The sequence below is a fragment of the Devosia sp. genome, from assembly GCF_040509215.1.
Taxonomy (GTDB): Bacteria; Pseudomonadota; Alphaproteobacteria; order Rhizobiales; family Devosiaceae; genus Devosia.
The window spans coordinates 1-8315 of sequence record NZ_JBEVLL010000365.1; the positions used below are offsets into that span (position 1 = coordinate 1).

General features: G+C 62.8%; 8 protein-coding genes and 1 tRNA gene. 5 read left to right on the forward strand and 4 right to left on the reverse strand.

The features are described from left to right. Window positions 1-56: 56 nt before the first annotated feature. Genes cofE through ABW043_RS20705 form a run of 3 tightly spaced genes read right to left on the reverse strand, consistent with a single transcriptional unit; the run spans window position 57 to window position 2911 of the window. Window positions 57-878, reverse strand: coding sequence for a coenzyme F420-0:L-glutamate ligase (cofE, locus tag ABW043_RS20695; protein ID WP_353923087.1), 822 nt, complete (start codon window positions 876-878; stop codon window positions 57-59). 12 nt (window positions 879-890) lie between these two features. Then, on the reverse strand, window positions 891-1889 hold the full coding sequence (gene fgd / locus ABW043_RS20700) for a glucose-6-phosphate dehydrogenase (coenzyme-F420) (protein WP_353923088.1): 999 nt from the start codon (window positions 1887-1889) through the stop codon (window positions 891-893). A gap of 20 nt (window positions 1890-1909) precedes the next feature. Continuing rightward, complete coding sequence (locus ABW043_RS20705; RefSeq protein WP_353923089.1) at window positions 1910-2911, reverse strand: TIGR03842 family LLM class F420-dependent oxidoreductase; 1002 nt, start codon at window positions 2909-2911, stop codon at window positions 1910-1912. Between the two features lie 168 nt (window positions 2912-3079). Between ABW043_RS20705 and ABW043_RS20710 the strand changes: the two genes are divergently transcribed. The 4 genes from ABW043_RS20710 (at window position 3080) to ABW043_RS20725 (ending at window position 6637) form a co-directional block, all read left to right on the forward strand. Continuing rightward, window positions 3080-3700 (forward strand): NADPH-dependent F420 reductase, encoded by a 621-nt coding sequence (locus ABW043_RS20710; protein ID WP_353923090.1) that lies wholly within the window; start codon window positions 3080-3082, stop codon window positions 3698-3700. A gap of 96 nt (window positions 3701-3796) precedes the next feature. Next, window positions 3797-5107: an MFS transporter gene (locus ABW043_RS20715; RefSeq protein ID WP_353923091.1), complete on the forward strand. Its 1311-nt coding sequence runs from the start codon at window positions 3797-3799 to the stop codon at window positions 5105-5107. A 183-nt stretch (window positions 5108-5290) separates the two neighbouring features. Beyond that, window positions 5291-5367: transfer RNA gene (locus ABW043_RS20720), tRNA-Pro, on the forward strand. A 223-nt stretch (window positions 5368-5590) separates the two neighbouring features. Next, on the forward strand, window positions 5591-6637 hold the full coding sequence (locus tag ABW043_RS20725; protein WP_353923092.1) for a DNA topoisomerase IB: 1047 nt from the start codon (window positions 5591-5593) through the stop codon (window positions 6635-6637). Window positions 6638-6691: 54 nt separating this feature from the next. On the opposite strand, the gene ABW043_RS20730 is transcribed toward ABW043_RS20725, so the two are convergent. After that, entirely contained in the window at window positions 6692-7306 is a 615-nt protein-coding gene (locus tag ABW043_RS20730; protein WP_353923093.1) for a biotin transporter BioY, read from the reverse strand. Between the two features lie 89 nt (window positions 7307-7395). Here ABW043_RS20730 and ABW043_RS20735 point away from each other — a divergent pair, with 89 nt between their 5' ends. Next, window positions 7396-8310, forward strand: coding sequence for an MBL fold metallo-hydrolase (locus ABW043_RS20735; RefSeq protein WP_353923094.1), 915 nt, complete (start codon window positions 7396-7398; stop codon window positions 8308-8310). The last annotated feature ends 5 nt before the right edge of the window (window positions 8311-8315 follow it).

The following is an 8315-nucleotide window of genomic DNA, read 5'->3' on the forward strand; positions in this document are numbered from 1 at the left end:
ACGGCAAAAAGACCCGCCGCGATGGCAGCGAGAAGAGAAAAAGAATGACGCATGGTTCAGTCCTGCTTCTGCCCCTTGGGGCGTGCCTTGGAAGTATCTTTCATGTCCGCCATGGCGGCCTCATAGCCGAGCCGATAGGCCTCGGCCGAGCCGAAGCGGAACATGTCGTCGTCGCCAGTTCGAACCAGGCTCCGCGCCCCCGGCGCATCGAGCCCCTGCACCAGCCGTTCCATGCCGCGGACCACCGCCACCGGAATGCCTGATGTCTTGCCCTTGACCAAATCCGCCGCCCCGGCCAGCTCGTCGGCCACCACGGCCATGGTCACATGCAGCGGCCGCCCGTTCGCATCATTTGCCCCGCGCAGATCGTGAGTCAGTTGCAACCCCGCCGCGCCAATCGCCAGATCCGTCTGCCCCACGCGCCATGGCCGCCCGACCGTGTCGGTGACCACAATCCCGAGCCGTACCCCAAACCGCTCCCGCAGTCCCACGCACAGGGCCCGTGCGGACCGGTCTGGGTCCTCCGGCAGTTTCAGCGCAAAGCCCTCGGGCACATTGGACATGTCCAATCCCGCCGCCGCCATGATCATGCCCTGCTTGGTCTCGACGATCCGCGTCACCCCGCCCGGATGCACCCGTTCGGCAACGACGCGCACCGTATCGTCGGCAATCGCTTTTTCGCGATCCCCAGCCGGCACCATGCGACCCTCGGCCTTGGACACGATCTTGCTGGTCACCACCAGAATATCGCCGTCCACCAGCGCATGCTCGGCACCCATGCCCGCAATCGCCGCGGAGATCAGCGCCACGAGATCATCGCCGGCCGCAATTTCCGGAATGCCGGTCACACCCCAAACGCTGAATGTTGGCACCGACATCTCTTATTCTCCTCACCCCAGCGCCTTGAGGCGCGGCAGGATTTCCTTGGCATAGAGCGCCAGGAACCGGCTCTGGTCCGTGCCCGGCGCATGGAACACCAAATGGTCGAAGCCATAGTCGATATAGGTCTTTATCTGAGCGACATGTTCTTCCGGATCGCTCGACACGATCCAGCGCTTTGCCACCCGCTCGATCGGCAAAGCGTCGGCCAGCTTTTCCATCTCCTCGGCATCCTGCACCGAGTGCTTTTCCTCAGCCGAAAGCGACAAAGCCGCCCAGTTCCGCGTGTCGTTGAGCGCCCGCTTGGCGTCGGTATCGAACGACACCTTCACCTCGATCATCCGCTCGAACGGCTTTGCCGCCCGCGCCGATTCCTGCCGGCCCACCGCTACGTTCGGCAGCAGTTCATCGACATACAGCGAGGCACCCTTGCCCGAGGTACAGATGAACCCATCCCCCTCGCGCCCGGCAAATTTCGCATTCAGCGGCCCGCCGGCCGCAATATAGATCGGCACCATTTCCTCGGGCCGATCATAGATCGTGGCGTTGACAGTCTTGTAATACTGCCCCTCGAAGCTGACCCGATCCTCGCTCCAGAGCTGCCGGATCAGTTTTATCGCCTCGCGCAACCGCGCCGAGCGTTCTTTCAGTTCGGGCCACTCGATACCGGTCGCTGGCACTTCATTGAGCCCCTCCCCCGTCCCGACGCCCAAAATGACGCGCCCCGGAAACATCGCCCCCAGCGTGCCAAAGGCATGCGCGACAACCGATGGATGCAGCCGGAACGTCGGCGTCAGCACCGATGTCCCAAGGATGATCCGCTCAGTCCTCGCCAACACCGCCGCCATCCAGGCCGGCGCAAATGGCGCATGCCCATCGGTATGCTTCCACGGCTGAAAATGGTCGCTGACAAAAACGGAGTCGAACCCGCCCTGCTCTGCCTCCACGGCAAATTGCAGAAGCTTGTTCGGGCCAAACTGCTCCGCCGAAGCCTTATATCCGAAGCGCATGTTCCCCTCCCGCGCCGATCTCAGCGAAACGCCGGGATCACATGCCGTCCATAGCCGGCGATGATTTCTTCCTCGTCGCCGCTATCGAGATAGATGTTGAACTGCGTCACGCCCGCAGCCTCGAGGTCGCGAATTTTTGCGACATGCTCGTCCGGCTCGCCCAGGACGCAGAAGCTTTCCACCACATCGTCGGTGATGAAATCGAGGAACGGATTATCCGCCTGCCCGTGCTTCGAATAGTCATAGCCCCGGCGCTTTTCGATATAGCTCGTCAGGCTCTGCGGAACCTTGCCGCTCTCCGAGCCATATTTTTCGACGATGTCGGCCACATGGTTGCCCACCATGGCCGGGAACCACTTGACCTTCTCGATGGCCCGCTTCCTGTCACCAAAATAGGCCGGCGCCGCCGCCATCGAACGATAGTTCGACATGTCCTTGCCCGCTGCCGTGCCCGCCTCGATGCACTGGTCGGTGAACCACTTGCAAAGGCCGGGATCGGCAATCTGCAGCACCACGCCATCGGCACTCTCGCCGGCCGTCTTCAGCGCGAGCGGCCCATAGGCGGCAATCCAGCTCGGCAGTTCGTGGCCCACGGCCCATGGAAACGTCACCGGCGCGGGGATTTCGCCGTAAGTCACTTCCTCGCCACGCACCATTGCCTTGGTCTTGTCGATGAATTCGGCGACCCGCTTGAGCGTCGCCGGCTTCTTGCCCATGACGCGCATGGAGGAGTCACCGCGCCCCACCGCGAGGTCAAACCGCCCGCCGCTCTGCTTGCTCAGCGAACCAAAGATCGACGCAGCCACCGACCAGTCGCGCACGTCGGGATTGGTCACCAGCGGCCCGAAGCGCATCTTGGTCGTGTGCTCCATGCACATGGCAATCGCTGCATAGCAATCGCGCCAGAGAATGTGCGAGTCATAGAACCAGCAATAATCGAAGCCCGCATACTCGGCTGCCCGCACCAGATAGCGCGCCCGGTCCGCTTCGATGAACCCCTTGAAGGTAATGCCGAATTCCATAGTCCCGTCCCCACGTTCCCTTCGGCCAATAAATTTGACCAGACGATCAAATTTTGACCGACCAATGCCGATTGTCAACGGCCTTTATCGCCGGGAACAGCGTGCCCGCCGGGGCGTTGTGGCGGAGCGGATTAGCGCCTTGCCTTTGCGACTTTACCGCGCAACCATATGCAACGGAGGGACCAGAATATGCGCATCGGAGTACTCGGCAGCGGCCAGGTTGGCGGCGGCATTGCCCGCAAGCTCGCTTCGCTCGGCCACGACGTCATGATGGGCTCGCGCAGCGCGACCAACAAGGCCGCCGACTTCCCGGGCATCAAACTCGGCACCGCGACCGAAGCTGCCGCCCATGGCGAATGGGTGGTCAATGCCCTGCCCGGCGAAACTTCGCTGCACGTGCTCGGCCAATGCGACATTGCCGGAAAGATCCTTATCGATATCGGCAACTATGACAGCGCCGTCGACCAGCCGATCGCCATCCCCCTCGGCGAAGCCATCCAGAAGGCCCATCCCGATACGCGCGTCGTCAAAACGCTCAACAGCATCAGCGCCCATCTCATGGTCGATCCGGCCAATCTGCAGCAAAAACACACGGTCTTCATCGCCTCAAATGACGAAGCCGCCAAGCGCGAGGTAACCGCGCTTCTCGAAAGTTTCGGCTGGCAGGACATCATCGATCTTGGCGATCTCAGCGCCTGCCGCGCCATGGAGCAATTGGTCCCGCTCTGGATGAGTCTGGAAAAGAAGTTCGGCGGCCCGCAATTCAATCTGGCGGTAATCCGCGGCTAACCAACCCATCGACCACTTGCCGAACCGATATTGGCACCCTGGGCTGTTCTAGGCGGGCGTGTGGTTGTAAACCCCGCACAGGGCGGGAGGATCAGCATGGCCTATACGGTTGAACAGGTTTTGGACCAAGCCGGCGCCGGCCGTTTTCAGCGGCGGCTTCTCGGCATTTTCGGCCTCGTCTGGGCAGCCGATGCCATGCAGGTCCTCGCCGTCGGCTTCACCAGCGCCTCGATTGCCGCCAGCTTTGGCATTTCCCTGCCCGAAGCCCTGCAGATCGGCACCGTCTTCTTCCTCGGCATGCTGATCGGCGCCAGCCTCTTCGGACGCCTCGCCGACCGTTTCGGTCGCCGCCGCGTGCTCCTCGTCACCGTCGCCTGCGATGCGCTCTTCGGTCTGCTCTCGGTCTTTGCGCCCAATCTCTTCATTCTCTTCGCGCTGCGCTTCCTCACCGGCGTCGCCGTGGGCGGCACTCTCCCCGTCGACTATGCGATGATGGCCGAATTCCTCCCCGCGAAAAACCGTGGCCGCTGGCTCGTCATCCTTGAGGGCTTCTGGGCCGTCGGCACCGTGGCCGTCGCCCTTGCCGCCTGGGTCGCCAGCATCTATGTCGCAACCGATGCCTGGCGCTGGATTTTCGCGGTCACCGCCATTCCGGCGCTGATCGGCATCTGGCTACGCCTGTGGGTGCCGGAATCCCCGCTCTACCTCCAGCGCCGCGATCGCCCGGATGATCTCAAGGCCGTGCTCAACACCATTCTGCGCACCAATGGCAAAGCCGAGCTGCCATCCGATACGGCGATTCAGTTGCCGGCGGACGAACCCATCCAGGGCATCTTCACCCCGGCCCTCCGCCGCCGCACCATTTCCATTCTCGCGGTCTGGTTCCTGGTGTCGATTTCCTACTATGGCATTTTCACCTGGCTACCGGCGCGTCTCGCCCAGGATGGCTTTGGCTATGTGCGCGGCTATGGCTTCCTTGTCCTCGTCGCCCTGGCGCAGCTCCCCGGCTATGCCCTTGCCGCCTGGGGCGTCGAAGCCATTGGCCGCAAGCCAACGCTGATCAGCTTCCTCTTCCTCAGCGCTGGCGGCTGCGTGCTGTTCCTTCTCGCCAGCGACAGCTATGTCGTCGGCGCCTCAATCCTGTTGATGAGCTTTGCGCTCCTTGGCACCTGGGGGGCGCTCTACGCCTTCACCCCCGAGCTTTACCCCACCGTGTCACGCGCCACCGGCATGGGCGCGGCCGGCGCCATGGCCCGCCTCGGCGGTCTCTTCGCACCCTCCGTCATGGCCCTGGTCTTCGTGCAGAACTTCACCCTCGCCATCGGGCTTTTTGCCGGTCTCCTCATTCTCGGCGCGCTGGCGGCAACGTTCGTCGATACGGAAACGCGGCGCAAAGCGCTGACCTGATCTCACCCAATGGATGCCGGTGCGCATGACGTTTAGCGCCCGGATTTTCCAGAGTTTTTCACACCTGTCATCAGAACGAAGAAAAGCTTGTGGGAAGCGCTTGAACCCACCGGCATCCACAGCTATAACGCCGCTCGTCGCGCATCGCACTGGCTTGCCAGAGCATCCCGAGCGACACCCTGACGGAGTATAGCGCAGCCTGGTAGCGCACCTGCTTCGGGAGCAGGGGGTCGAGTGTTCGAATCACTCTACTCCGACCAATCAAACCGGGTGTCACCGAGCAATCGGCGGCGCCCGGTTTTTTCTTGCGCTGAACCACAGCATCCTAACAGGACGTTAACGCGTTATCGTCTCCACCAAGGAGATCGAGATGACCGAGATGTATCTTTTAGGAGCGGCTGCCGGTGCGGCACTTCTGACTTGGATTCTCTTCTCCATGACCGACGGCATGGAGCCCTAGCGCTTCGGCGAGGGGAGGCTGAGATGATCTTTCAGAGCGTAGTTTGGGATCGCATGCGCGCCGACGAAATGGTCGGTGCGCCACAGGGCCTCCACTATTCGTCCGACGACGACAGCGGCTGGCGCCGCCAGCGGCGCGGCAAGGGCTTTTCCTATGTCGATGACAAGGGCCAGGCGGCGACAGCCCAACAACGCCACCAGATCGACGCGCTGGTCATCCCGCCGGCTTGGAACGATGTGTGGATCTGCGCCGATCCCCTCGGCCACATTCAGGCCACGGGGCGCGACGAGCGCGGCCGCAAGCAATACCGCTATCACGCCGATTGGACCGCATCGCGCGCCAGCACCAAATTCGACAATCTCGTCCCCTTCGCGCAAAAGCTGCCGAGTCTGCGCGAACAGGTCGAAGCCGACCTTCGCCGTCGCAGCCTTGGGCTTGATCGTGTCGCCGCCTCGGTTGTCTGGCTCCTCGACAACAGCCTCATCCGCATCGGCAACCCTACCTATGCCCGCGACAACAAGAGCTTTGGCCTGACAACCCTGCGCAATCGCCACGTCGCGATTTCCGGCCAGACCCTCAAATTCCGCTTCAAGGGCAAATCAGGCAAGGAGTGGAACCTGCAACTCGTCGACCGGCGCATGTCGCGCATCGTCAAATCCCTGCAGGACCTGCCCGGCCAGCACCTCTTCCAGTATGAGGATGAAGCCGGCTACCGAACGATCACCTCGCGCGACATCAACGACTATATCGCCGAGCATGCAGGCCCCGATTTCAGCTCCAAGCATTTTCGCACCTGGGCCGGCACGGTGCGCGCCTATGGCCTACTCGTCGGCCAGCCGGTGCCCGAAAGCCAGCGTGCTCAAGCCAAGGTTCTGACAGGCATTGTCGACGTGGTCGCCAACCGGCTGGGCAATACCCGGGCCGTCTGCCGGCAGAGCTACATCCACCCGGCAGTCTTTGAAAACTGGCAGGCCGGCGCCCTCAAAATTGCGCCGCGTCGCAAGCCCAAGGACGGGCTCGACGAAGACGAGCAGGCAGCCCTCGCTTTCCTCAAGCGTCTCGGCTCCTGAAACAAAAAGGGCCGGCCCAAAGGCCAGCCCTAAAATTCACTTTTTTAGTAACGCTCAGCGCTTGCGGCCGAGGATATTCCAGGCGCCGGTCACGGTCAGGGCGGCAAGAGCCATCTTCAGCACGTCCCAGACGAGGAAGGGCTGAACGGCGCCGGCCCATGCCGAAGCGAGGACATTGGTCTGGTCGATCCACTGGGCCTGGCCCGAGAGCAGCAGCAGCCAGGCAAAGCCCAGCGCCAGCAGCACGGCTTCACCAACCAGCATGGCGCCGAACAGTGTCATGGGCTTGGCCGATGCGCCGCGGTCGGCCGCAAAGCCGATGATGCCGGCCATGAAGAGGAAGCCGAGAAGGAAGCCGCCGGTCGGGCCCATCAGGTAGGGAAGGCCACCGCCGGTTGCGAAAACCGGGAGACCCATGGCGCCCTGCGCCAGGTAAAGAGCGACGGTCGCAACGCCGATGCGCGCGCCGAAGGCAGCAGCAAGAGCGGCAATGGCAAGGCTCTGCAGGGTCACAGGAACGGGCCAGACTGGCACGTTGATCTTGGCAGCAATCGTGATCACCAGGGTGCCGAGCACCACAGTCGCGAGGTTGGTCGCGAGCTTTGCCGCATCGGACTTGGGCTGGAAGGCGCCGAGCAGCGTATTGGGCGTGGTCAAAGTGACAGCCATTTCATACCTTTCTTGCAGAAGACACAGTTGCGCTATCCAGCGCGCCGTGTTCGGTCGACATGTTCTAGTCTGTCATTTTTGTTGGCGCAATGGCTCCGCTTTCCACCCTCACATTCGATACCAGCTTTCGCCCCGACATCGGCGCCCGCGTGGACCTGGCCCCGGGCCTCGCGCGCATCACCGCGCCAAATGCCTCGCCTTATACCTTCACCGGCACCAACAGTTTTCTCATCGGCCGGGAAAAGCTCGCCCTGGTCGATCCCGGCCCCGAAGACGCCACCCACCTCGAATCGCTCCACCGCGCCATCGCCGGCCGGCCCCTGACCGCAATTCTCCTCACCCACACGCATCGCGACCATAGCGCCGCCGCAGCGGGTCTCGCCCAGCGATACGGCGTCCCCCTGTGGTTCGGCGGCCAACACCGTCTCTCCCGACCCCTCCGCCGCTTCGAGCGCAATCCCATAAAACGCTCCTGCGACTGGGACCTCATCCCCGACCGCACGCTTCTCGATGGAGAGACCATCGAAGCCGGCGACATAACCGTCACCGTCCACACCACCCCCGGCCACTGCGCCAATCACCTGGCCTTTGGCCTGCCCGATGCTGATATCCTGCTCTCCGGCGATCACGTTATGGGCTGGAACTCTACGCTCGTCGCTGTCCCTGATGGCTCGATGGCCGACTATTTCGCCTCGCTCGACAAGGTCATCGCCTTGCCCTATCGGCACTACCACCCCGCCCACGGCGGCCCGATAGCCGACGGTCCCGCCCATGCCGAAGCGCTCAAAGCCCACCGCCAGATGCGCAATAACCAGCTCCTCGCCGCCGTCGGCAACGGCGCGAAAACGCTCGGCGCGGTGGTGAAGACAATCTATCCGACGCAGCCGACAAAAATCCGCATGGCTGCAAGGATGACCATGGCGGCGCATGTCGAATATCTGGAAAGTTTGGGGAAGCTCAGGGTCAGCCGCGGCCTCTTCGGTCCGCGGCTGTCATTGCCCTAGTTCCG